General features: G+C 47.7%; 19 protein-coding genes and 2 pseudogenes. 7 read left to right on the forward strand and 14 right to left on the reverse strand.

Going from position 1 to position 20,647, the window contains the following annotated elements; translation table 11 throughout:
* Nucleotides 1-67 precede the first annotated feature (67 nt).
* On the forward strand, nucleotides 68-1,840 hold the full coding sequence (locus KJW29_RS14520) for an alpha-glycosidase (RefSeq protein ID WP_214631142.1): 1,773 nt from the start codon (nucleotides 68-70) through the stop codon (nucleotides 1,838-1,840).
* A gap of 358 nt (nucleotides 1,841-2,198) precedes the next feature.
* Here KJW29_RS14520 and KJW29_RS36780 read toward each other — a convergent pair whose 3' ends face one another.
* The 11 genes from KJW29_RS36780 to KJW29_RS14570 all read right to left on the reverse strand — a co-directional run bounded on the left by KJW29_RS36780 (nucleotide 2,199) and on the right by KJW29_RS14570 (nucleotide 9,474).
* Entirely contained in the window at nucleotides 2,199-2,747 is a 549-nt protein-coding gene (locus KJW29_RS36780; RefSeq protein WP_425517536.1) for an RNA-guided endonuclease TnpB family protein, read from the reverse strand.
* On the reverse strand, nucleotides 2,722-3,033 hold the full coding sequence (locus KJW29_RS36785) for a helix-turn-helix domain-containing protein (RefSeq protein ID WP_425517537.1): 312 nt from the start codon (nucleotides 3,031-3,033) through the stop codon (nucleotides 2,722-2,724). The genes KJW29_RS36780 and KJW29_RS36785 overlap by 26 nt, the downstream gene beginning before the upstream one ends.
* A gap of 227 nt (nucleotides 3,034-3,260) precedes the next feature.
* A complete protein-coding gene (locus KJW29_RS14530) occupies nucleotides 3,261-4,079 on the reverse strand; it encodes a sensor histidine kinase (RefSeq protein WP_246608724.1) in 819 nt (272 codons plus the stop codon).
* 105 nt (nucleotides 4,080-4,184) lie between these two features.
* Nucleotides 4,185-4,946: an ABC transporter permease gene (locus tag KJW29_RS14535; RefSeq protein ID WP_214630315.1), complete on the reverse strand. Its 762-nt coding sequence runs from the start codon at nucleotides 4,944-4,946 to the stop codon at nucleotides 4,185-4,187.
* Nucleotides 4,939-5,862, reverse strand: coding sequence for an ATP-binding cassette domain-containing protein (locus KJW29_RS14540; RefSeq protein ID WP_214630316.1), 924 nt, complete (start codon nucleotides 5,860-5,862; stop codon nucleotides 4,939-4,941). Before KJW29_RS14540 ends, KJW29_RS14535 begins: the two co-directional genes overlap by 8 nt.
* An 80-nt stretch (nucleotides 5,863-5,942) precedes the next feature.
* Complete coding sequence (locus KJW29_RS14545) at nucleotides 5,943-6,635, reverse strand: response regulator transcription factor (RefSeq protein WP_214630317.1); 693 nt, start codon at nucleotides 6,633-6,635, stop codon at nucleotides 5,943-5,945.
* A 253-nt stretch (nucleotides 6,636-6,888) separates the two neighbouring features.
* Nucleotides 6,889-7,659 (reverse strand): ABC transporter permease, encoded by a 771-nt coding sequence (locus tag KJW29_RS14550; protein WP_214630318.1) that lies wholly within the window; start codon nucleotides 7,657-7,659, stop codon nucleotides 6,889-6,891.
* On the reverse strand, nucleotides 7,660-8,418 hold the full coding sequence (locus tag KJW29_RS14555) for an ABC transporter ATP-binding protein (protein WP_214630319.1): 759 nt from the start codon (nucleotides 8,416-8,418) through the stop codon (nucleotides 7,660-7,662).
* Nucleotides 8,419-8,431: 13 nt separating this feature from the next.
* Nucleotides 8,432-8,782, reverse strand: coding sequence for a DUF1048 domain-containing protein (locus KJW29_RS14560; RefSeq protein WP_214630320.1), 351 nt, complete (start codon nucleotides 8,780-8,782; stop codon nucleotides 8,432-8,434).
* A 12-nt stretch (nucleotides 8,783-8,794) separates the two neighbouring features.
* The gene (locus KJW29_RS14565; RefSeq protein ID WP_087567945.1) at nucleotides 8,795-9,142 is read right to left on the reverse strand and encodes a DUF1048 domain-containing protein; all 348 of its coding nucleotides are present in this window, start codon (nucleotides 9,140-9,142) and stop codon (nucleotides 8,795-8,797) included.
* Nucleotides 9,139-9,474: a PadR family transcriptional regulator gene (locus tag KJW29_RS14570; protein ID WP_108992778.1), complete on the reverse strand. Its 336-nt coding sequence runs from the start codon at nucleotides 9,472-9,474 to the stop codon at nucleotides 9,139-9,141. Before KJW29_RS14570 ends, KJW29_RS14565 begins: the two co-directional genes overlap by 4 nt.
* 246 nt (nucleotides 9,475-9,720) lie before the next feature.
* On the opposite strand from KJW29_RS14570, the gene KJW29_RS14575 reads away from it, so the two are divergent.
* From KJW29_RS14575 to KJW29_RS14590, 4 genes are all read left to right on the forward strand, one after another.
* Nucleotides 9,721-11,823: a transglycosylase domain-containing protein gene (locus tag KJW29_RS14575; protein WP_214630322.1), complete on the forward strand. Its 2,103-nt coding sequence runs from the start codon at nucleotides 9,721-9,723 to the stop codon at nucleotides 11,821-11,823.
* 174 nt (nucleotides 11,824-11,997) lie between these two features.
* A complete protein-coding gene (locus KJW29_RS14580; protein ID WP_425517538.1) occupies nucleotides 11,998-13,593 on the forward strand; it encodes a spore germination protein in 1,596 nt (531 codons plus the stop codon).
* A 46-nt stretch (nucleotides 13,594-13,639) separates the two neighbouring features.
* On the forward strand, nucleotides 13,640-14,731 hold the full coding sequence (locus KJW29_RS14585; RefSeq protein WP_214630323.1) for a GerAB/ArcD/ProY family transporter: 1,092 nt from the start codon (nucleotides 13,640-13,642) through the stop codon (nucleotides 14,729-14,731).
* Nucleotides 14,732-14,738: 7 nt separating this feature from the next.
* Complete coding sequence (locus tag KJW29_RS14590) at nucleotides 14,739-15,926, forward strand: Ger(x)C family spore germination protein (RefSeq protein ID WP_214630324.1); 1,188 nt, start codon at nucleotides 14,739-14,741, stop codon at nucleotides 15,924-15,926.
* 74 nt (nucleotides 15,927-16,000) lie between these two features.
* Here KJW29_RS14590 and KJW29_RS14595 read toward each other — a convergent pair whose 3' ends face one another.
* Both KJW29_RS14595 and KJW29_RS14600 read right to left on the reverse strand, forming a co-directional pair.
* Nucleotides 16,001-17,752: a M56 family metallopeptidase gene (locus KJW29_RS14595; protein WP_214630325.1), complete on the reverse strand. Its 1,752-nt coding sequence runs from the start codon at nucleotides 17,750-17,752 to the stop codon at nucleotides 16,001-16,003.
* Entirely contained in the window at nucleotides 17,749-18,108 is a 360-nt protein-coding gene (locus KJW29_RS14600) for a BlaI/MecI/CopY family transcriptional regulator (RefSeq protein WP_214630326.1), read from the reverse strand. The genes KJW29_RS14595 and KJW29_RS14600 overlap by 4 nt, the downstream gene beginning before the upstream one ends.
* 220 nt (nucleotides 18,109-18,328) lie before the next feature.
* Here KJW29_RS14600 and KJW29_RS36095 point away from each other — a divergent pair.
* A pseudogene (locus tag KJW29_RS36095) lies at nucleotides 18,329-18,412 on the forward strand (DUF3238 domain-containing protein); the annotation flags it as partial.
* Nucleotides 18,413-18,712: 300 nt separating this feature from the next.
* Here KJW29_RS36095 and KJW29_RS14610 read toward each other — a convergent pair.
* Nucleotides 18,713-19,432: a suppressor of fused domain protein gene (locus tag KJW29_RS14610; RefSeq protein WP_214630327.1), complete on the reverse strand. Its 720-nt coding sequence runs from the start codon at nucleotides 19,430-19,432 to the stop codon at nucleotides 18,713-18,715.
* Nucleotides 19,433-19,596: 164 nt separating this feature from the next.
* Here KJW29_RS14610 and KJW29_RS14615 point away from each other — a divergent pair.
* Nucleotides 19,597-20,378 (forward strand): annotated as a pseudogene (locus KJW29_RS14615) (zinc ribbon domain-containing protein).
* Nucleotides 20,379-20,647: the final 269 nt, after the last annotated feature.

Below are 20,647 nucleotides of genomic sequence, written 5' to 3' on the forward strand. Positions count from 1 at the left end.
TTCAACCTCGTTTTTAACAGAGGTTGGCCCTTTTTTGTGTTTTCATGCCTAAGGAGGCCTGGTAATGATGATTATGCTGGAAGCCGTTTACCACAGGATGGGACAAAACTGGTCCTATGCCTACAATGATTCGACCCTGCACATCCGCATCCGCACCAAACGGAACAATGTCCCGCGCATCGACCTGCACTGCGGCGACAAATACAATTCGGAGAAGTACAAGGAAACGATATCGATGGAGCGTCTGGCATCCGACGGGCTGTTCGACTATTGGCAAGCCGCCGTGCAGCCCAGATACCGCAGACTTGTTTATTACTTCGCGCTGCACTCGGACAATGGCGAGATCCTTTATTTTTTGGAGAAGGGATTTTTTGACCAGCCGCCCAAGGTCATGTATGAGGGATTATTTGACTTCCCGTATCTTAATCCGCAGGATGTTCACATGCCCCCGGCATGGGTCAAAGATGCGGTATTCTATCAGATCTTTCCGGAGCGTTTCGCTAACGGCGATCCATCCAATGACCCTGAGGGCGTGCAGGAATGGGGCGGTACGCCCAGCGCCGGCAATTTCTTCGGCGGGGATCTGCAGGGAGCGATCGACCACCTGGATCACCTGAGCGAATTGGGGATTAATGCTTTGTATTTCAACCCGCTGTTCGCCGCAACCACCAACCATAAGTACGACACTGCGGACTATATGCGGATCGATCCCCATTTCGGCACAAACGAAAAGCTCAAAGAGCTGGTCGATGCCTGTCATGCCCGGGGCATACGCGTGCTGTTGGACGCCGTGTTCAATCATTGCGGCCATACGTTTCCGCCGTTCGTGGATGTGTTGAACAACGGTCCGGATTCGCGTTATGCGGATTGGTTCCATATTCGAGAATGGCCGCTGCGAGTCGTTGACGGGATTCCGACCTACGAGACGTTTGCATTCGAGCCTATCATGCCCAAGCTCAATACCGCTAATGAAGAAGTAAAGGCTTATCTGCTCAATGTTGGTCGCTTCTGGCTGGAGGAGATGGGGCTGGACGGCTGGCGTCTCGATGTCGCCAATGAGGTGGATCATCAATTCTGGCGGGAATTCCGGAGCGAGATCAAACGGATCAATCCTTCGGCTTATATCCTGGGCGAGATTATGCATGATTCCATGCCGTGGCTGCAAGGCGACCAATTCGACGCGGTCATGAACTATCCCTTCACGAACATCCTGCTCAATTTCTTCGCCCGTAGGCTAACGAATGCGGCCGAGTTCGCCCAGGCGATTGGCACGCAGCTCGCCGGTTATCCGCAGCAAGTTACGGAAGTATCATTTAATCTGCTCGGCAGCCATGACACGACGAGGCTGTTGACGCTCTGCGGCGGCAATGTGGAGCGCATGAAGCTGGCGACATTATTCCAGCTGACCTATCAGGGGGCGCCATGCATCTATTACGGCGACGAGATTGGCATGGACGGAGAGCATGACCCCCTCAACCGCAAGTGTATGGAATGGGACAAGAGCAAGCAGAATACGGAGCTGCTTTCGTTCTTCCGCAGCATGATCAGCCTTCGCAAGGCTCACCCTGCGCTGTGCGGCAGCGGCCTGCGCTTCCTGCCAGTACCGGAACATCCGCAGTTGCTGGTCTATGAGCGCTGGGACGGGAATGAGCGGTTCCTCTTTGTGCTGAATAATGAGGATGCTCCTGTGGTCGCTGCAATACCGGCAGTACAGTCGGGTGCGTCATGGCGCACCGTGAACGATGAACCGTACGCAGTGGTTGAGGAGAGCGCGATACAGGTGACTCTCCCTCCATACGGATACACCATCCTGCATGCGCCGGCAGGAACGGCTGGGTAGGAGCGCTCCGGGAGCGCAGCGATCAGGGAGCCCTTATCCTAGAAGGATAGATGGGGGGGCTCCCCGGTTTCCAAGTCTGGCCTTCAAGTTAAACTTCTATCATTCGTTCTGACAGCTTCTAATTACACGTTAGTGGCGAGCTTTCGCGAGATTGTCGGGTATGTTGTGGGTGAAATGCCTTTTTTGGCTGTAAATTGCTTGTTGAACACTCCCGCCACCTTGAAGAGGTGGGGGATTCTTGGGTTATTGCTCCTTATGGAGCAAAATCGCATCGATATTTTCTTGCGAAAAAATCGTACGCCAAGCGATCCCTGCGGTTCCCGCAGTTCCTGTTTCTTTCGTTACAACGCCATTGCCTTTATATTCTGCGCCGCATTCCTGTCTCGGTCATGTACCGTGAACAGACCGGGCAAGTCCACATGCGAATGCTCAAATTTTTCACCTCTGCATGCTTGTTTCCGCATACATGACAAGTTTGGCTCGATGGGGCAAATGTGGGCGCCTCCTTGATTGTTCGGCCATACCACTTCGCTTTGTAATGCAGTTGACGACTCATTTCACCCCATGAGGCATCTGCAATATGTTTCGCGAGATGTCTATTCTTCATCATATTGGTGATGCGCAAGTCTTCGATACAGATCGTTTGGTTTTCACGTATCCATTTCGTGGTCTGCTTGTGCATCACATCGATTCGACTATTTCGAATTTTTTCGTGAATTTGGGCCACTTTTCGTTTCGCTCTATGCCAGTTGCTCCCGCCATACGTTCTTCTCGCCATGATCCGTTGCCATTTCGCTAGTAAGCGTTCATACTGCAGCGTATATCTCGGATTATCCATGGCCATACCTTCTGAGGGCACGGCAAGTTGTTTAATACCGACATCAATGCCCAGCGTATGGAAGATCATTCTGCTTCTTGAAAAAACGCTGAAACCCGTCAGCTAAGTGGCGAACGGCTGATTGCAAGGCAATGCTATCCACTTCTTTCAGCCAAGGCCATTCACGCTTCAAAGCAGGAAGCCCTACGGCGCAGGTGTTGTAAGATAATCCTTTACCTGTAGTATGATAGGTTTGATTCCATTTCTCTAGGAAATGGTTAAACACGAAGCGGCTGCAGCCCAATGTTTTGCGCATGAGCACACTCTGCTCTTGAGTCGGATAGATACGAAATTTGAATGCCTTATGATGAAGCATCGCCTGTTTCACCACCTATCTACAAGAAAGACATATGTTAACACCCCCCCAATAATAGCACATACGTTCGCTTAAATCCACCAACAAAATTCCCGATTCATCCCCGCCTTCGCTCTCACTTCGTGAGTAAGGTGATATAGAGGCAGGGGGATTCTCGGTGATTGTGATAAAATGTTGAGTCATAAATGCGATACCTGAATTCCGATTCATGCTCCTTTATGAATAAACTATATTGCTTTTTCCCAGCGGCAGCGAAGGATTAACTTTTCACCGCACAGCTCGGCTGTTAGTGTCCCGCCCATGTTGTTCATCAGACTTTTGGCGATAGGAAGACCGAGGCCGGAGGTTTGGGCAGATCGTGCGCGGTCAGCCGTATAGAACCGATCAAATAAGAGATTAACGTCGCTCCCTTCAAGTTCCTTCGCTTCATTCATAATCATTAATTCTACTGTTTCTTGTTGTTCTTGTAGCCGGATTTCCACTTGGCCAGTTGCATATTTTAATGTATTGCCAAGCAAGTTTTCAACCACTCTCCGCACAGCCGATTGGTCGGCGTATACAGATACAAGTTGCTCGGGAAGCTCTATGTCGGGTATGATACCGTGTTCGTTGAACGGATCATAGAATTGCACCAAAATATCGGAGATCAAGTCCTTCAATCTAAGCTTTTCGGTTTTCATCGGAAAATCCGGCGATTCTATTATGGACAGCTCAAAAAAATCGTTCAACAACGCCTGTAGGCGTTTTGTTCGATTTTTAACGATAGTAACGTATTCATTTTTCTCTTCGGGCGTGATGTTCTCGGCCTCCAGCAGTTGTACATAACCGATAATAGAAGTTAGCGGAGTGCGGATATCATGAGAAATGCTCACAACCGCCTGCCGAAACTCATGTTCGACCCGTTTTCTACGCGCGTCCGCCTCAACGATTAAACAGGATTGGCGGTTGATCTGACTGGCAAGCGCTTCAAGCTTCCGATCAAATAAAGCGATGTCGATTTTTTTGCCCGTTATTCCTGCATTGTAGCTTCGCAATTGCTCTGTCATCCGATCTAGCTCCCGCCTTAGCAAGAATAGACGGGCTAGCAGGAGAGACGCTGCCGCCATCGATATGATTCCGAGTACAAGCCACATGCTCCCCACTCCCCTGCATTATTTAATATCCTTGCGGCGGAACACCGAAATACCCACTAAAGCACATAAGACGATTGTCAGCAAAGGCACAAGCAAGAGCGGGAGCATATCTCCGCTATCTATGCTAGGTTTGCCGATATCCCCCATCAGCTTGAAGATCGAATAATCGTACAGCTGACCAATAATTTCTATCTTCGAACCGATGCCAGCCAAAACGATATCGATCATCAGAAAAAAAATCAATGACCCTCCGATCGTTTTGCCGCTGTCCGTCATAATCACGGCAATCAGCGCCCCAATGGCCGCATATGCCGCCGTATAAAGCAGAGTCAACCCAAGCAATCTAGGCAAGAAAAACGGGGTACTTTCATCTGGCAATTGACCAAATCCGGACAGCAGCGAAACTTCCACCGTACTGACGATTGGAAAAACGAGAGAGAGCAGCATGGCTCCGCCTGTAAATCCGATAAGCTTCGCCGCGTATAGTCTATCTCTTGTGTGACCTGTTGATGCGATCGTCTTCATGATCCCGGACGCATACTCGTTAGAAATGAAGAACCCTGCCAGCATGGCTACGCCCAATTTGATAATGTAAGCATTGCTTGAAATAAAGCTGACCAGAAATTCGGCTCCCGTGAATTGGGGCTGCCCACTGGATCTATGATCAAAATAATACAGCAAAGGGTAAGCTAGCGAGAGTACGGCGAACGCAATCAGCATCGTCCAGAACGACCTATTCTTGCGAAGTTTGAACAACTCGGCTCTAATCAAATTATACATACGGATTGCCTCCAATCCGCTTCGTGAAATAACTCTCCAAATCTTCGCCCATCGCTGTAAACGACTCAATCTCCAAGCCTGCAGAAAATAGTGCAGAGGAAACTTTACTTGGCTGCTCAATAAAGCTATATAATTTGATAGCTCCATTCTGCATCACTTCGAAATCCGATGTTCCCAGTACGTTCTCGATAGTGGCTGTGCCCATGCCCGGATCATTCACTTTTATATACACATACTGCCTGCATTTGCTTCCCAGCTCTTCAGCAGTAAGCTGCTCCAGCAGTTGGCCGCGATGGATAATGCCATAATGGCTTGCCATCAAATGCAGCTCGCTAAGGATATGGCTTGAGATTAGAATCGTAATGCCTAGTTCCCGATTTAATGTCTTGAGCAGTTCCCGCATTTCAATAACACCCATCGGATCTAACCCATTGGTCGGCTCGTCCAGAATCAGGAATTCCGGATCGCCCAGCAATGCAATTGCAAGACCTAGCCGCTGCTTCATACCAAGTGAGAAGTTTTTTGCTTTTTTCTTGCCGGTTTCATGCAGCCCAACTTGCTTCAGCATTCTTGGCACACAATCTTTGCCTGGAATTCCACGTAGAATCCGGTTTACCTCCAAATTCTCGCTGGCGGTCATATGAGGGAACAAGGCAGGACTTTCGATACTAGACCCGATTCGTTTGCGATTCTGAATCAACGCCTTCTCTTCACTGACACCGAATAGTTCAATGGAACCTTCGGTCGGAAAAGCAAGCCCCGTCACAAGACGGATCAACGTTGATTTCCCCGCTCCATTTTGTCCAATGAACCCATAAATCGCTCCTCTTCGGATGGACAAATTAACTTTGTCCAGCGCTCTATGTCCTTTGAATTGTTTGGATAGCTGATTTGTCTTCAACACATATTCATGCATATTCTTGGCCTCCTTTATGTGATAGACCAAATATAGAAGCCAAAACATAAGTAGAACTAAAGTCAAATCTTAAGAATATCTTAAGGCTTTAGCCGATAGCCCATGCCCCATACTGTCTCAATAAAGTCGATTCCCGGAGCAGCCTTTGCCAGCTTGCTTCGCAAATTGCTCATATGGACATTTATAATGTTGTCGTCTCCGTAGAAGGCTTCCTGCCAAACTCTTTCGTAAAGATTGGATTTGGTGAATACTTTCTTTGGTGCCGACAGCAGCAAGGAAAGAATCTCAAACTCTCGTGCGGTCAGAGTCAGTTCAGCTCCGTCAGCAGTAACCGACTTCGTATCTCGATCTAGCACAAGCCCCTTATGCTGCAGCACATTAGGCAAATTCGGTTGACCGATTCGCGCATATGTGCGGAGCCTGGCATCGATTCGTGCAGATACTTCCTCCACATCAAATGGCTTCGTAATGAAATCATCCGCTCCCCCGCGAAGGACAGATACCTTGGTCTTCGGCTCGCCTTTGGCCGAAATAATAATAACCGGCATATCGTCACGATTGTCGATCCGGTTAAGAAGCTCTTCACCTGTCATTCCCGGCAGCATCAGATCGAGAAGCAGCATGTTCCATTTGCGCTGCTCCAGATAGAGGAGTGCCTCTGTTCCGGAATAAGCAGGCTGGGGAATATAACCGCTTTTCTTAATAATGCTGCACAGCAGCCGACTGATGTCATTATCATCTTCGGCAACAAGAATATGTATCGGATTATTCATTATTTCTCCTTTGTTAACGATAAAATATCGGATAGTCACATACCATATGTTACCACCAAAAGAAAAGAAAAACGACATCTCTGCGAGCAAGGCAAGTAATGAAAGCCGAAGAAATACCCAGCTATACGAAAGACGGTTCAAAATGGGATCAAATAAAAAACGCAACCTTTATCAGGTTGCGTTCAGTATATACGCGGCTTCCAATGCCCCATATCTTCAAAACCTCTGAAGTACTTGAACTTGCCGGCATCCATTAAACGGCTTTGCGTTTATACGCTCGCATCGCAAAGAGATAGGCGACGATCAGTATCCCTAAGCACCATGCTAACGCAATCCAAATATCATGCCCGACAGGCTGTTCGGCAAGCAATGCGCGGATGGCTGACACGATTGAGGTTACCGGCTGGTTTTCGGCAAAGACTCGGACGGCCATCGGCATCGACTCCGTCGGCACAAAAGCCGAGCTGATAAATGGCAGGAAGATTAGGGGGTAAGAAAACGCGCTTGCACCTTCCACCGTTTTTGCGGACAGTCCGGCAAGCGCCGCGATCCAGGTTAAAGCCAACGTAAACAGTGCGAGTATTCCAGCTACGGCAAGCCATGACAGTATACCCGCCGATGAACGGAAGCCCATCATGATCGCTACGAGAATAATGACGACTACGGAAATGGCGTTGGATACCACCGAGGTCAGTACATGCCCCCACAACACAGTGGAACGCGCGATCGGCATGGAGTGAAAGCGCTCGATGATGCCCCGTTGCTTATCCAGGAACAGGCGGTAAGCCGTATAGGATATTCCGCTCGCAATCGCAATCAGCAGAATGCCGGGCAACAGGTAGTTCACGTAGTTATCCGTACCGGTCTGGATTGCGCCTCCTAACACATAGACGAACAGCAGCATCATCGCAATCGGAGTGATACAGACCGTGATGATGGTGTCCATGCTACGGAATACATGGCGCATGGAACGCCCCAGCATAACGCGCATATCGCTAAAAAAGTAGTTTTTTGAGGTCTCCATTTATTTCCCCTCCTTTTTGCCGACAATGGCGAGGAATATCTCCTCTAATGTCGGCTGTTTTTCCACATACTCCGTCTTTGCGGGCGGGAACAGCTTTTTCAGTTCTTCAAGCGTGCCGCCTGCAATAATCCTGCCCTCATGCAAAATGGCAATTCGATCGGCAAGCTGTTCAGCTTCCTCCAGATACTGAGTGGTTAAGAATATCGTCGTCCCATTATTAGCAAGCTCTTTGACCGTCTTCCACACCTCGATGCGCGCCTCGGGGTCAAGCCCGGTCGTCGGCTCGTCGAGAAATATGATCGGCGGATTTCCTACAAGGCTTAAAGCGATGTCGAGCCTGCGGCGCATACCACCCGAATAAGTTGACGGCTTGCGGTCGGCAGCGTCTGTCAGCCCAAAGCGTTGCAGCATGCCATCCGCCACCTGACGCGGATTATTGAGGTGACGCAGCTTCGCAATCATGATGAGATTCTCCCTCCCGGTCAAAATCTCGTCCACGGCAGCAAACTGGCCCGTCAGGCTGATCGACTGCCTTACATGATCGGGCTTTGTCGCGACGTCAAATCCGTTAATGACAGCGGCGCCTCCGTCCTGCGCAAGCAGCGTGGTAAGGATTTTAACAATCGTCGTCTTTCCAGCGCCGTTGGAGCCGAGCAAGGCGAATATCTCACCTTGTTTCACTTCAAGATCGACGCCCGTTAGGACTTCTTTGTCCTTGAACGACTTTCGCAGACCTCTCGCTTCAATTGCTTTTCCCATCCCGATCCCCCCTTTACTTTGATTGATCCGTCACCTTTTTCATAGCCTTATTTACTTTTTGGTCAACCGTTTCTTGGTAGAGGTCGGCGTATGTTTTGGAATCTTTGATGAGTTCGTCGCAGAAAGCCGCTACGTCACTGCCCGTCACTTCGAGCACGCCTTTCCTCGAGGCTGCGCCTTCTTCAAAAAGATCAACAATTCCCGAGAGCAATCCCGTCCCGTCGGTTAACTCAACTGGGCCGACCTTAAAGAGATATTTTTGAATCTCTTTGTACACAATCCGATAATCTTGCGGCAGCGCTTTGACACGCGTCACATGCGCGCGCCACTCTTTTTTACCTTGGATGATATCTTGTATGCTCATTATATTTCCCTCCTATTTGCCTAATTTTTTGGCGATATTATGATTCAGCTGAGCACGCCACTTGTCGCGGTAAGTCTTTGCCCCTTCTTCGCCGGCCAGCGCTGCACAGAAGCCTTTGATATCGTCACCCAATACCTCTTGGACACTCTGGCCGTCCGCCGCCGTTTCTTCGAGCAGGCCAAGCACACCGTCAAGAATGGGCATGAGGTTGCGCCCCGTGAAATCGGAGTGCGGCCAAAGATGGGTTTTAATGTTTTCCCATGCCGCTTGATAATCAGCCGGTAGCATTTTGGCTCGCGATTCAAAAGCTTTAAATTCTTTAGTCATGTCGCTTCCCGTGATTTTTTCCCAAAAGTTCATTGTTTTTTCTCCTTTAACTCATTCATTTTTGATGATACGAACTCCCATCTTTCCCAGAACTTCTGTAGTTCCTTGCGTCCCGCGTCGTTGAGCGTGAAGAACTTTCTCGGCGGCCCCATATCGGAGGGCTTCTTGGCGATCTCTACAAGTTTGTTTTTTTCAAGCCGGATCAGGATCGTATACACCGTTCCCTCCACAACATCCTGGAAGCCGAGAGCGTTCAGCTGCCGCGTGATTTCGTAGCCGTACGTTTCGTTGCGGCTAATAATTTCAAGGACGCAGCCCTCTAGCACGCCTTTTAGCAGTTCTGTTAAGTTTTCCAACCTCATCATTCCTTTGCTATTCTGTATGACTGGTATCAAGTATCACTTACTACTTCTACATAGTATTACGTAGTAGCCGGTTTTGTCAATAGCGGCGGTTATAAAAATTTGGAAGCAAGTCCCTAAACAAAAAAGCCGCAGGATGTTTGGAATTCATCGTGGCTGGTTAAGGTATGACGTACCCAAATCGTCAAGTCGCTACGAATATTATTATTTATATGTAGTAACCGTTTAGGCAACAACAGGAGGATAGCAATGGAACCCAAAATCAAAAAATCGAGAAAGGCCAAGAAAAAGTTTAGCATATGGAAAAAGCCATCCTGGCGTACGGTACTGTTCCTATCAATCCTCGTAGTCACCGTGGCAACAATCGTCTGCTGGAGCGGATTCCGCCTGCTGGTGGCCGCCCAAGATATCAGCGAACTAGATAAGCCGTTTCCGGCGGCAACCATACTGTACGACCGCAACGGCAAGGAAGTGGAGCGGCTGTCACGCAGTGAAATCGTCCCCATCGAATACAGCATGCTGCCGAAGCCGCTAATCGATGCAGTGACGGCCGTTGAGGATAAGCGTTATTTCGATCATAAAGGGATGGATATGCGGGCAATCGGCCGGGCGTTTTATGCGAATATAAGGGCAGGCGGCACCACGCAAGGCGGGAGTACAATCACACAGCAGCTTGCCAAAAACGTCTTTTTGTCCCACGAGCGCACTTGGATGCGCAAATGGAACGAGGTACTGTTAGCAAAAAAAATCGAAGAAAACTACGACAAGCAGAAAATTTTGGAAATGTACCTCAATCAAATCTATTTTGGCGAAGGAGCCTGGGGAATAAAACGGGCTGCCGAGACCTATTTCGGCAAGACGGTTGATAAGCTGACGCTCTCGGAATCGGCTGTACTGGCAGGTCTTATTCGAGCTCCATCCGCTCTTACGCCTTACAAGCATCCGGAGAAAGCGAAGGAGCGGCGAAATCTGGTGCTTCGTCTAATGGAGGAACAAGAAAAAATCACAACCGCCGATTACAAAATCGCTATTAGCGAGCCGATAACGCTGTCCGTAGCCAAATCAGACAAAGCGTCAGCGATGAAATATCCGTATTACGTCGATCAAATGATTCGCGAAGCGGTCGTCAAATACGGATTGACGGAAAACGAGGTTTTACACGGCGGGCTGCATATTTATACCGCGCTGGATACGGGCATGCAGCAAGCGGCGGAAAGTGTGTATGCCGACGAGTCGTTGTTCCCGGAAAGCAAATCGGATCAGCTCATTCAGAGCGGCGCAGTGTTGGTCGATCCAAGGGACGGGGGGATTCGGGCGTTAATCGGCGGGCGCGGCAATCAACCGTTCCGTGGCTTCAACCGCGCATCGCAGTTGAAAAGGCAGCCGGGCTCCGCAATGAAACCGATCGCCGTTTATGCGCCGGCACTAGAGCGAGGCTACAAGCCAAGCGATACGGTTGTCGATGAACCGGTAGACTTCGGCGGCTACCGTCCCAAAAATGTCACCGGACGTTACTACGGCGAAGTATCCTTATACGAATCGCTGGTACATTCGTACAATATTCCGGCGGTCAAGCTGCTCCATGAGATCGGAATCGACGCAGGTATGGACGCCTCCGCACGATTCGGATTGGAACTGACGGATGGAGACCGTACGCTAGGTCTTGCGCTCGGCGGCCTGCAGGAGGGCGTTTCGCCGCTTGAAATGGCAGAAGCGTTCGGAGCGTTTGCAAGCGACGGCTCCCGCATGCCGGCCCATACAATCGTGCGCATCGAGTCCGCTGACGGTATTGTTCTTGCAGACGCCAGCCAACAAACACCTGTGAAGGTGATTGAACCGGAAGTCGCCCGTACCATAACCGCGATGATGGAGGGCGTCGTGCGTGAAGGCTCTGGCCAGGCAGCATCGCTTCCCGGAAGGCCTGTCGCTGGCAAGACAGGAACGACCGGGATGCCCGGAACAAATGGCGGAATCAAGGATAATTGGTTCGTCGGCTTTACGCCGCAGCTTGTCGGAGCCGTCTGGCTCGGTTATGACAAAACGGACAGCGACCATTACTTGACGACCACTTCCAAAGCGGCTGCATCCGTCTTCCAGACGTTGATGGCCAAAGCGCTCGAAGGTGAGCCGGTCATCGCATTTCATACTGTGAAGGGCCTTAAGCAAAAAGATGTGAAAATTCGAAACGACGACAATGAAAAACAGGGCGATAAAAATAAAGATAAAGGAAAAGGCAAGGATAAGAAAAAAGATAAGGATCGCGACGATAAGAAGAAGGAAAAGGAACGCAGAAAAGCAGAAAAGAAAAACAGGGAACAAAATAAAAAAGATCACGATAGTGCTGACGATTGACCCTATCACTCCTTAGTCGGTTGCGCTGCCAAGCGCAAAAGAAGCTGTCCATGAACCATAACGGTCATGTGCAGCTTCTTTTCTTTTGAAAGCTTCTCCTTTTGGTCACTTGCATAAATACCTATCGATAGGGAATGAATACTTGTAGAAAATCCGTACTTCGGAGGCTTATCCGTGACTCAATTCCGTAAACGATTCTCGAAATCGTCTCTACAAAAACAGGCTCGGCGGGAAGTTTTGCTGCAAGAGAATCATGGCCATCCAAGCCAACAATTTGTTGCGGATTTAAATCAAAATGAACAAGTTATGAAAGAACTATTTCGAAACTGTTCCGATGTTGTATACCGCCCTATTCAAATTCATGAAAAAAAGATAGCGTTACTGATCTATATAGATGGAATCGTGGATACGAAAAGCTTAGAACAAACCTTACTTATGCCCTTAATCCTCAAAGGAATGCCGGAAAGATCGAGTAACCTGGAGACTTTTGATAAACTTATCCGTGATCAAGCTATCGCTACCCGGCAAACAAAGCTGGCAAGCAGTGTAATTGAAACGGTGCAGGATGTTTTAAAGGGTCAAGTCGCGATTTTTGCGGAGGGAGAGAATCAAGCTTTACTCGCCGACCTCCATGATTATGAAACGCGGCAAATTACAGAACCGGTAGTCGAATCCGTCATACGCGGTCCCCGAGAAGGGTTTACCGAATCGTTACAAACGAATACGAGCTTATTAAGGCGAAGATTGCGGAGTGCCAGATTGAAAATCGAATCTTTAACGATTGGTACATTGTCTCAGACGGATGTGGCCATTGTATATATTGAAGGTATCGCTCAAGATTCGATCTTGGAGGAAGTTCGAAAGAGAGTTGGCCGTATTCAGATAGATGCTGTATTGGATTCGGGATATATTGAAGAATTTATCGAAGACAACCCCTTTTCTCCGTTCCCGCTGGTACAAAATTCGGAACGGCCGGACGTAGTGCTCTCTAGTCTGTTGGAAGGCAAAATCGCTATTATAGTGAACGGCACACCGTTTGTGCTTATTGTCCCTCTAACGTTTTGGTCGGTCATCCAAGCTGCGGAAGATTACTATGAGCATTTCATCTATACAACGGCGATTCGATGGCTCCGGTTCATGTTGCTGGGTATTTCGTTCCTGCTCCCGTCGCTATATGTTGCAGCCACCACATTCCATCCGCAGTTAATTCCAGCTGATTTACTACTTAGTATAGCTGCCGCTCGAGAAGGCGTTCCTTTCCCGGCCGTTGTGGAAGCGTTAGTGATGGAAGTCATGTTCGAGGCGCTTAGGGAAGCCGGCATCCGTTTGCCCAAACCGGTCGGTTCGACGGTAAGCATGGTCGGGGCATTGGTGATAGGGGAATCCGCGGTGCGTGCCGGCATCGTTTCGGCGCCCATGGTCATTGTCGTTGCGTTTACAGGTATAGCTTCGTTTACTATTCCCCGATACAATTTGGGGCTAGCTTTTCGAATTCTGCGCTTCCCGCTATTAATCTTGGCGGGCACGTTAGGTATTTACGGGATTGGCTTCGGAATAATCGCGCTCCTTATTCATCTGGTCGATCTTCGTTCGTTTGGAGTGCCTTTTCTAGCCCCGGTTTCTCCTCAGATTCCCGGGAATTTAAAGGATGTTCTGATCCGTTCACCGCGATGGGTTATGAATGCTCGTCCGACATACCTTGCAGGAAGGAATAAAAAGCGCATTCCAGAAGGGCAAAAGCCCGATGAAAAACGAGGGAGAAGCGAATAGGCATTGAAAATCGTTTCCGATTAGCCATAGATAGGAGCGCTTACGAATGAAAATATCCGGACTGCAGCTTTTTTGGCTGATCGTAAATACGATAACCGGCCTTGGTATTTTGTTTACTCTGTCTCCAGCCATTGCCGAGGCTAAGCAAGATGCCTGGATTTCCATCACATTGGCTGGAATAATCGGGCTCTGCATGATGATCCTCGCTGTAAAGGTAAGCCTTCTTTACCCCAAGCAAACATTTATACAATATAGCCAGACGATATTAGGGAAATGGTTAGGTAAAATACTCGTCGTTCCTTTCTTTATGATGTGGTATTCGGTAAGCGGGATTATTTTACGCAATTCCACCGAATTTATATATGTTGCGCTGTTTAACGAAACTCCCTTAATCGTGTTATCGATCGTCATGTTAATTTTGGCGATTTATGTTGTTTATACGGGAGGCCTTGAAGGAATCGCGCGTTGCAGTGAATTGATAGGCCCAATTATTATACTTATGCTTTTGGGCACTTTCATTCTTAGCTTGAATCAGCTGGATTGGCAGCAATTAACACCCGTCTATGCTGATTCCGGTTGGAAATCCATTTTGAAAGGGGCGACCCCCCTCGTTGCTTTTTATGGCGATATCATCTTGTTTGTCATGGTGTTCTATTTTCTAACAGATTTCCGTCAAATATTCACACGGTCCATGTGGGGAATGGCTGTTTCCTCTATTTTGACTATTATAGCAACGGCGATGATCATTATGACATTTGGGCCGACGATCCCCTCGCGAATGTGGTTTCCTTTTTTAAGTATGACGCGATTTATTTCCGTCTTGGGATTTATCGAAAATGTCGACATCTTTGTCGTGATCATCTGGATGTTTTCTGTTTTTATCAAATTGTCTTTATACTTGTTTGTCACCATTTACGGAACCGCACAATGGCTCAATATGAAAGATTGGAAAAAGTTAATTTGGATTGTTGTTCCAATTGTATTTCTTTACTCGCTGTTGCCAAGGAACATTGCGGAGGTCGCGGTCAATTTCCAACAATCTTTGATCCCTCGTGCCCTGCTCGTCTACGCATGTGTTTTTCTCCTATTATTATGGATTGTTGGGTTGATCCGCCAAAGTGATCCAACAAGAAGGTGAGGTCGCAATGAAACCCATACGCTTTAGTATTCCTATCCTATTACTCTTGCTCCTGCTGTTGACGACAGGTTGCTGGGATCGCAAAGAACTCGACGACCAAGCCATTATCACCGCCTGGGGATTTGACTTGATCGAAGATGACATGTATACGGGGACTGCGCAGTTTGCAATTCCTTCGAAACTAGGGGTCGGTGAAGGAAAAAGCCAGGACAAGGCTTTTTTTACCATATCGGGAAATGGGAAAAATATGTACGATGCCTCCAAGAATATGCGGTTAAAACTATCAAGGCCGTGGTTTGAAGGGCATAGCGGGGTCGTCATAATTGGGGAAAGATTAGCGAAACATGGCCTTGCCAACATTTTGGATGAATTAGGTCGGGATCCCACTGTTCGGCTGCGAAGAGACATATTAGTCTTACGGGGAGGCTCGGTACAGGATTTTCTCGAATTGACGTATCCGCTTGAGAGTCTATCCGCGCATGCTATTGTCAATATGCACGATACAGCTGGGTTAAAGGCCAATCATACGTTACGAAACTTTTATATGGCTGCTGAGGGCGAGGAGAGCAGCCCTTTCTTGCCTGTGATCGAGATGACTGACCGTCCTTCCGAGGAAAGCTCTAAACTAACAGATCCAACGATGAAGCTATGGGGTTTCGCTATTTTTAACAAAGACTCCCGGCTCGCCGGATATTTGCCGATGAATAAGGGCTACTACCAGCAATGGGTCAAAGGGCTATTGAAATCAATAATCGTCACGGTGGATATTCCTGGGGAGAAGGGAAACGTCGTTGTGGAGGCAAACCATTTGAAAAGCAAAATCGTGGCATCCCTGCGCGGCACGAAAGTACATTTTCTCGTTACGCTTAGCGGGAAGGGGAAAATTCGGGAAAACAACACTCGCTTAGACTTGGCTGTTTCTAAAAACATAGCTCTGGTCCAGAACGAAATACATACACAAGTCGGTACATATGTCCATCAGATCATACAGAAAGTGCAACCTCTCGGCACGGACATTTTCGGTTTTGGCGAAGCTTTTCACCGACAACATCCATATAAGTGGAAAATGTTAAAGAGGGAATGGCCAGAGAAATTTGCAGAGGCGGAAGTTTCCGTTTCACTGAATCTGCAGATTCAAGAAACAGGATTAAGTGGCGCACCGTATATTTTGAAAAATAGGGAGATCAAAAAATAAATGGGGAGACAAGCAACAAGGCTATGGGATCTGCAAAAACGGTTGCCCGCACACCGCGCGGACAACCGTTTTCTTCACTTCTCTTCAATTTGATCTATTTTCCACTTTCCATCTTCCAGCTTCAGGTGAATCGCAACGGCATCTTTGCCGACAATCTCGCCGCCAGCCATTCCAATGATATGCCCTTGCACTTCACTGGCCGCATCATTAGTAAAAATCACGGATTGGACTTCTATCCGCTCTGGCCATGGACTGGATAACTCTCTTCCAGGCGTCGATTCGATGTGTTCCTTCCATGCCGTAATTAATTCTTTTGCAACATACGGCGTATAAAATTGATCAATCAGCTCTTTCGTTTTTTCTTCCGGCACTGTAACGATTCTTACATGCTTTAGATTTTGCCCGAAGCCTTCTACTGTCTGAATCACTTGATCCTTCAGAGCTAATTCATCAACTGTTTTCAAGAAAGCAAGAAAACCCTCCTTCTTCTCCGTTAATGAGAAGACCGGCTTTTCCACTCTCGCTTGTGCCCATTCTCTAGTATAGAACAAGCTATTTTCCTCAGACTCACCTATTATTTGGAACGCAATTTCATCCACATTTCCAATTAAGCCATACAACAATAAAGCATTTTTGTGAAAATAAGGCTTGGCAGCTGCAAGCTGTTCAGCAGTGGGCAGTTGTTGCTCTGTTACAGCTTCATCCATCGCTATATACACAGTCAAACCATAAGGTATATTTTTTGTTTGCAGCTCAATATGATCATATTTGAATGGTGCCGGATAATCCAAATGGCCGCTAATGCTGCTTACTTTCCCCGAATTGCCGACGTATTCCGTCCGATACTTCCACAACTGCTCATATTGTCCTTCCGGCTCTAAGGCTTTGAGAGGATTAGACAAAAGACCCACTGAAAACATAATAACGATCGCAATCATTACACAACCCGTCCAAAAAACAGGTTTTTTGTAATTCATAATATTGCGCACTCTCTCCTTCACATTGCTCTCCCCGAACGATAATGGCCCAAGGAAACCTCCTTGCTTGGATGCCAGCGATAACAGCGTATAAGAATAAGCCGCTCGCGTATCGCCTTCGGACCGTTTCATAACACTTTCATCGCAAGACATTTCCATATCCTTAATCATTAAATAGTAAGACAACCAAATAATCGGATTAAACCAATGTACAGCCAGCACTAAAAAGGCCGCGGGCTTAATCAAATAATCATAGCGTCTAATATGAGTCTGTTCATGCTTTACAATATAATTAAAATCCTCATTCGCTAATCCTAACGGCAAAAAAATACGCGGCCGCAGCATTCCCATTACAAAGGGGGCTTTAATTTGATCCGATTCATAAATATTGTCGCGGACTCTGGTGGCTATAGACAGCTTACGATGCAATCTAGCATAGGAAATGATCGCGTAGCCGACTAGAGCTAACATGCAAACGATCCATACTGCTGCCAAAGCATCCATAATTATACCCATCGGGTTAACGGAGTTCGCTGGATTAGGAGCAGGCACTGCCGCAATCGCATTGTTAACAGAATCATCTGCCGCATTAATTCCTGAATCTATTTTAGGCGTTAGTTCCGAAGTGATTTGCCCGGGAATCATATTCGCTTTTCCCGGAACTAAACTTAACGGGCTTTCGAACGATATGGGCAGTACCAAACGAATGAATACAACCGCCCACAGCATATACGCAAATATGATTGGCAGCTTCAGCCTCTTTAGCCCCCACCTGGCAATAAAAACAAGCCCTGCCACATAGCTCGCCGTGAGACTCATATTAAGAATAGAGATAAATAGATCCTTCATTTCGTTGCACCTTCGATCATTCGTTTGATCTTATCGGCTTCTTCCTTAGACAATTTTTTGTCCTTGAGAAAGGCTGCTATAAAGGAAGGTAAAGAGTTGTCAAAAGCTTTTTCCAGCAGCACTTCGCTCTCGTACTTCTGCACTTGTTCCCGATTAATCAGAGCGGTTACAACAGCCTGCTCATTTCTTAAAATTCCGCGTTCCGCAAGTTTACGTATCATATTATAGGTCGTTGATTTCTTCCAACCCAGTTCTTGCAAACAAAGCTTGGAAAGCTCTGTAGAATTAAGCGGCTCATGCTCCCAAATTAAACTTACAAACTTAAACTCAGCGTCAAACAGCTTATATGACTCCATCCGCTCCACCTCCCGTATAGGTTTGTTGCGATAAACCCTTTGTAATGAGTTTACTCCGACAAACCTCTTGTGTCAAGCGGATAGTTTGCTCCGGCAAACCTTTTATGACATATTTACAACTATTTATAGTAACTTAGCCCTTCCTCATTTCCTACGTCAATTCAACGTTCCTATGATAGATGATTATTTTCTTGATTGGCGAATTCGGAATGTTCTATCAGAACAATTTTATACACATGATTTCAGAGAAACTGGTGATACTCCTGAAGCTATGAGTGGAGATATGGAGTCCAGTTTCAAAAAGATAAAAACGCCATGTAGTCTAATACTTAATTTCCTTTGGACACCCGGCCGTACTTGCTTGCAAGAGAGCATCGCATGCGTTCTATCTACTGGTGCAGTGCGTTATGCGAGACGTCGCTGATCACATGTCCGATATGCCTGACACTGGCGACCTTATGGGACAAGGCGCCCCATGTGGGCCTATCCGGTGTCAGGTGACAAGAATCTGTGCCGATTCCCTCAATCTCAATTCATAATTTAATGGATATTTAGAGACGGACAATGGAACAACCTTATTCCTATTCGCTTTGCTTCCAAACTTCTAGCCAGCTTTGCACGTATTGCGCCGATTCAAATCGATAATCTCGTTAATGCCGTATTCTTCGAATTTATCCAGCAGCGGGTCGCTGCCGTGCTTCAACTTGAAGTCCATTTCTTCCGGATAGAGCGGGACGATGGCGTAGAAGTGTACAGTCCGCCCATTCTCCATGTCTAGTGAAAGAAAATCTTCGTTCACATCAAGGGGAGGCAGCAAAATGATTCCGCTCATTTCCGTTTGCTGCGATAGCGGTTCGGCCGGATCTCCATTAGGCACCGTATGCTCCCAGCCTAGCCAAGTGTCGTAGTCATGGGGAAAACCGGCCAACATTTTCAGCCATTGAATAGGCCAATAGTGATCAGGATTTTGTAAATCTTCTTGCGAGATCCGCCAATCCGGCGGCAAGCAGATCATCAATTCCGCGTATTCGTAGCCTTCCGCTCCTTCTGGCGTATTCATGGGCATAAAGCTCATGCCCGTTGTGAATAAAGTATAATAATTGCGTTCAGGAGTTGGTTTTATGAAGTGGACGTCAATATGAACGACATCCGATAGGATTTCGTGGAAAACGGAATCGACTTCCCCGATATGCTTGCGCACGTGATCTTCGATTTTCTCGATCCATTCTTCTTCCCCGTATACCGGAGCCCGCCATTCATGCTGTCTATCGCTATAGCGATAGATTGGGTTCCCCGACTCCGAATATTCCGTAGATTTCGACATGTTCGCCTCTCCTTTTCTTCCTCAATTTTCATCAAAATCGCCCAGGATACTCCCGCCTTCTATAAGTGGGGGAGGAATGGGCGTCAGGCGTTAGCCTGAAGAATATTTCGTATGTTCTTGTTTTCCCTACTATGCTAAAATAAAGATAGAAAGGAGGCGAACGTATGATCGTAATCATAACGGCTAAACTCAAAATAAAACCGTCAGAAAGTCAAATAAGAGCACTGCAACAAACGATGATCGCTTATCGGCAGGGCTGCAATTTTGTCTCTGCTCTTGTGTTCGAGAAGAGAGAGCCCGGGCAGCCTGCCTTGCACCGAATGACGTATCAAACCCTTCGGAGTACGCTGGGCCTGCGCTCTCAAATGGCTCAGTCGGTGATGAAAACCGTGATTGCCAAATACGAAGCCCTTCGGAGTAACGGCCATGCCTGGACGCTTGTACGCTTTAAGAAGCCGGAATATGATCTTGTCTGGAACCGGGATTACTCGCTGAACCTGGGCGCTGGGCTGTTCTCCGTCAATACGCTGCAGGGCCGTATCAAGGTTCCTTTCGAAGCGAAAGGAATGGAAGCTTATTTCGACGGTTCGTGGACTTTCGGTACGGCCAAGCTTTACTTGAAGATTTGACAGGGATTCGGGGAGCAACGGAAAAGGTCAGGCGTAAACATCGCTATGTGACGGTATCATGGGCGTTCCGCCAGCTTCGCGAAATGGTAACGTACAAGTCGCAGCTTGTGAGAGCGATGACCATTGCCGTAGATCCAAAACACACCTCGCAAGCCTGTCCGATATGCAGTCACACGACGAAAGGGAACCGGGATAAACGGAGGCATCGATTCCATTGCCTGGCCTGTGGCTATGCAAGCAATGATGACCGGATCGGTGCGATGAATCTCTGTCTGAAGGGAAAAGAGTACCTTCTACAAGGTGCAGGCCTAGCATGACTAGGCTTGCAGGGTAGCTGTCAGTCTGCCCAGCGGTAAGCGAAGGCTTACCTGCGGATGTAACACCACGTTCTTCGGAACGCAAAAGATCGGAGTCGCACAAGACGTTTGTACGATCGGGTCGTTACAAGCTCCCACTTCAAACGATAGTTAAGTGGGGGTCATTGATGCTTTTGGACTTACAGGCTTTTATCTAGGCCTATGAGAAGTGATTTCTATCCCCGCTTAGTCACAGACAAGCGGGGATTCATCAAACCCTAGTTATTTAA

Origin of the sequence: Paenibacillus agaridevorans (genome assembly GCF_018604145.1) — a bacterium.
In the GTDB taxonomy this organism is placed as follows: Bacteria; Bacillota; Bacilli; order Paenibacillales; family Paenibacillaceae; genus Pristimantibacillus; species Pristimantibacillus agaridevorans.

Coding starts and splice junctions, on each gene's coding strand:
- KJW29_RS14570 (WP_108992778.1), bottom strand. CDS start 9,474: ATGATGAGGTTGGAAAACTTAACAGAACTGCTAAAAGGCGTGCTAGAG.
- KJW29_RS14520 (WP_214631142.1), top strand. CDS start 68: ATGATTATGCTGGAAGCCGTTTACCACAGGATGGGACAAAACTGGTCC.
- KJW29_RS14595 (WP_214630325.1), bottom strand. CDS start 17,752: ATGAAGGATCTATTTATCTCTATTCTTAATATGAGTCTCACGGCGAGC.
- KJW29_RS14575 (WP_214630322.1), top strand. CDS start 9,721: ATGGAACCCAAAATCAAAAAATCGAGAAAGGCCAAGAAAAAGTTTAGC.
- KJW29_RS14610 (WP_214630327.1), bottom strand. CDS start 19,432: ATGTCGAAATCTACGGAATATTCGGAGTCGGGGAACCCAATCTATCGC.
- KJW29_RS14550 (WP_214630318.1), bottom strand. CDS start 7,659: ATGGAGACCTCAAAAAACTACTTTTTTAGCGATATGCGCGTTATGCTG.
- KJW29_RS14590 (WP_214630324.1), top strand. CDS start 14,739: ATGAAACCCATACGCTTTAGTATTCCTATCCTATTACTCTTGCTCCTG.
- KJW29_RS14540 (WP_214630316.1), bottom strand. CDS start 5,862: ATGCATGAATATGTGTTGAAGACAAATCAGCTATCCAAACAATTCAAA.
- KJW29_RS36780 (WP_425517536.1), bottom strand. CDS start 2,747: ATGATCTTCCATACGCTGGGCATTGATGTCGGTATTAAACAACTTGCC.
- KJW29_RS14545 (WP_214630317.1), bottom strand. CDS start 6,635: ATGAATAATCCGATACATATTCTTGTTGCCGAAGATGATAATGACATC.
- KJW29_RS14530 (WP_246608724.1), bottom strand. CDS start 4,079: ATGACAGAGCAATTGCGAAGCTACAATGCAGGAATAACGGGCAAAAAA.
- KJW29_RS14585 (WP_214630323.1), top strand. CDS start 13,640: ATGAAAATATCCGGACTGCAGCTTTTTTGGCTGATCGTAAATACGATA.
- KJW29_RS36785 (WP_425517537.1), bottom strand. CDS start 3,033: ATGCTTCATCATAAGGCATTCAAATTTCGTATCTATCCGACTCAAGAG.
- KJW29_RS14565 (WP_087567945.1), bottom strand. CDS start 9,142: ATGAACTTTTGGGAAAAAATCACGGGAAGCGACATGACTAAAGAATTT.
- KJW29_RS14600 (WP_214630326.1), bottom strand. CDS start 18,108: ATGGAGTCATATAAGCTGTTTGACGCTGAGTTTAAGTTTGTAAGTTTA.
- KJW29_RS14555 (WP_214630319.1), bottom strand. CDS start 8,418: ATGGGAAAAGCAATTGAAGCGAGAGGTCTGCGAAAGTCGTTCAAGGAC.
- KJW29_RS14535 (WP_214630315.1), bottom strand. CDS start 4,946: ATGTATAATTTGATTAGAGCCGAGTTGTTCAAACTTCGCAAGAATAGG.
- KJW29_RS14560 (WP_214630320.1), bottom strand. CDS start 8,782: ATGAGCATACAAGATATCATCCAAGGTAAAAAAGAGTGGCGCGCGCAT.